Here is a 2,756-nt window from a genome sequence, read left to right on the forward strand (position 1 = left end):
GGCGCCGGGGGCCGCGACCTGCTGCGACCAGAAATCCGGCTCGAAAGGATCGCGGTAGGAGGCGCCACCGGAGGCGCCGGTAGCCGGGCCGGCAGCCTGCACGCCGCCATCGCCTTTCTGGCTGACATTCTGCATGACGCCGGTATCTGTGGCGATTTCCGAAAGCACGGCGTAGGGGTCGGCGAAGAGATGGTCGTCGGAGTGTTCCGCCTGCTGTGGCTCCTGCTTGTCCTGCTTGCGCTCGGACGCGCCCGCGCCGGCATTGCCGTTCTGTCCGGCTTTGCTGGTCGCCTCTTGCGGATCGTCGGCCGTCAGTCCCATGGCGCGCGGGCCGTCGCCGAGATCCTCCAGGCCCTTGCGGCTCGAATTGCGGTCGACCAGCTTGACCGGGTTGAAGTAGCTGGCCACGGCTGCCTTGGTCTGCTCGTTGGCGGCGTTGATCAGCCACATGACCAGGAAGAAGCACATCATGGCCGTCATGAAGTCGGCGAAGGCGATCTTCCAGACGCCGCCATGGTGGGCCTCGTCATGGTCGTCATGACTGCGCCGCACGATGATGATCTCGTGGCGGCCCTGATCGGCGTTGGCGACGCTCATGCCAGGACCTCCGAGAGGGTCGTCGACCATTCGGCCATGCGCGTTTCGAACACCGCCTCGTCGATAGCCACGGTCAGGTCGAAGCCTGGCGCCTCGACAAAATCGAGATTGGCGGCGCGGGGTCCGAGCGATGCCTTCAGTGTTTCGAACATCGAGAGCGGGCCGCGCACGACGATGCGCACAGCCTCGGCGTCGCCAACCGCTTCGCGGACGGCGTCTGCCAACGCATCGATCGAACGTTTCTGCAGATCGTCGCTGACGATGCCGCCGATGATGCGGGCGACCGTGCCGGCGACAAGTCCGGTCACGCGCGCCTCCATCGCATCGATGTGCAACGAGACCGCCTTGCCGACATCGTCGCCAAGGCTTTCGAGAAATATCCTTGCTTCCTCAGCACTGGCCTGGCGTTCGGCTTCGAGCGCGGCGTCATGCGCAGCCGCCAGGCGGCCCTCCAGCGCTGCCTCCGCCTGGGCAACCGCCTCGGCGATCAGCGTGCCGATATCGGCTTGCGTCGCCGGCGTCTCGGGCTTGTGTTCGGGATCGACTGCTGCCCGGGGCTGGCCGGCACGCTGCGCGCGCGTGCCGAAATCAGGCAGAAGGTCGAAGAGGGCTACGGAAGGCATGGTTTACACCGCCACTTCCTGGGAAGCCCATTTGCGCAGGATCTGCGCGGTGCGCTCCTCGTTGAGGTCGACCATCCTGGCAAGCCGGTCCTGCGGCGCCGGCCGGATCTTCTGGCGAAGATCGTCGAGCGGAGTGGGGCCTGGGCGTGTGCCTGGCAAGGCGCCAACCGCGGCATTGTCGGTGGCCGCCATTGCCTCCGGCGTCGGCAGCGAGCGCTGGACGTCGTCGAAGCTGGGACCTGCCAGGGCTGGAGCAGCCTTTGCCGTCAGCGCCGCGGCCATCGGCCTCAGGCCGAAGAAGGCCACCAGGAACACCACGACGATGAAGGCACCTGCATTGATCATCGTGCCGGCATGCTGGCCGATCGAATCGAGCATTCCCGCCTGCGGGATCGCCTCGCCATCCAGGCCATCGATGAACTCGACCGCCGAGACGTCGATGATGTCGCCGCGCTTTTCATCCAGGCCGGTGGCGGATGTGACCATCTTCTGGATCTCGGCGACGCGCTTGGCGATCTGCTCCGGTGTGGCGTCCTTGCCGAGGATGGTCGTCAGCCGCTGCTGGTTGACGACCACGGCAATCGACATCTTGGTGACGGTGTAGCCGTTGGAGACGGTGGCGATCTTCTTGGAATTGATCTCGTAGTTGGTGATCTCTTCCCTGCGGTCGTTCTGCGAGGAGGATTGCGGGCCATCGGTGGCGGTTGCCTGGGTCTCAGGCAGGTTCTGCTCGACGCTGGCCGGAGTGGAAGCCTGCTTCTGGTTGTTGTTCTCGTTGGCGCGCACCGACTGCACCGAGCGCTCGACGCGGGAATTCGGATCGAAGATGGTCTCTTCCGTCTGGCGGGTGTCGGTGTTGACCTCGGCCTTGACGCTGGCGCGGAAATTGTCGGGGCCGAGATAGGCCGTCAGCGCACGGCGGATGTTGTCTCCGATCTGCGCCTCGACGGTCTGCTCGACGCCGAGCGTGCGGGCGGGGCTGGTGTTTGAAGGGTCGTCCCCCGCAGCCTGCAGATTGCCGCTGGAATCGAGCACCGTCACCTTGTCGGCCGACAGGCCGGGGACGGCGGCGGCGACGAGATGGCGGATCGACATGGCGCTCTTTTCGGCGTCGATGCCGGCGTAGCGGATGACCACGGAGGCGGAAGGCTGCTGCTCGTCACGGCGGAAATTGGCGCGTTCGGACATGACGATGTGGACCCGCGCCGCCTTGATGCCCGATATCGACTGGATGGTGCGGGCGATCTCACCTTCAAGCGCGCGCACGCGGGTGATCTGCTGCATGAACGAGGTGAGGCCGAGCGAGCCGACATTGTCGAACAGTTCGTAGCCGGCATTGGCGCTGGTCGGCAGGCCCTTTTCGGCGAGCAGCATGCGCGCCTGGGCGGTGGTGCCGGCCGGCACCAGAACCGAGGTTCCGTCGGCGCCGACATCGAAGCCGATACCGGCTTCGCCGAGCACCAGGCCGATCTGGTTCACGTCGGCGCGGTCGAGCCCGACATAGAGCGTGTCGTAGGCGGGGCGGTTGAGATAGAC

3 protein-coding genes are annotated in these 2,756 nt (G+C 66.0%); all 3 read right to left on the reverse strand.

Features of this window, described 5'->3' with window-relative positions; all coding sequences use genetic code 11:
• Window positions 1-597: flagellar motor protein MotB (locus EOA22_RS29890; protein ID WP_281040797.1), on the reverse strand; the 597-nt coding region annotated here is incomplete at its 3' end.
• Window positions 594-1,220: a hypothetical protein gene (locus EOA22_RS29895; protein ID WP_063168920.1), complete on the reverse strand. Its 627-nt coding sequence runs from the start codon at window positions 1,218-1,220 to the stop codon at window positions 594-596. The genes EOA22_RS29890 and EOA22_RS29895, both read right to left, overlap by 4 nt.
• A gap of 3 nt (window positions 1,221-1,223) precedes the next feature.
• Window positions 1,224-2,756, reverse strand: a 1,533-nt coding sequence (fliF, locus tag EOA22_RS29900) for a flagellar basal-body MS-ring/collar protein FliF (protein WP_127390443.1), incomplete at its 5' end; no start/stop codon positions are given.

It is taken from the genome of Mesorhizobium sp. M7A.F.Ca.US.014.04.1.1 (genome assembly GCF_003998745.1).
Classification (GTDB): domain Bacteria; phylum Pseudomonadota; class Alphaproteobacteria; order Rhizobiales; family Rhizobiaceae; genus Mesorhizobium; species Mesorhizobium ciceri.

What these genes read in the sequence shown, in the direction of transcription:
- EOA22_RS29895 (WP_063168920.1), bottom strand. Translation starts at nt 1,220, where the DNA reads ATGCCTTCCGTAGCCCTCTTCGACCTTCTGCCTGATTTCGGCACGCGC.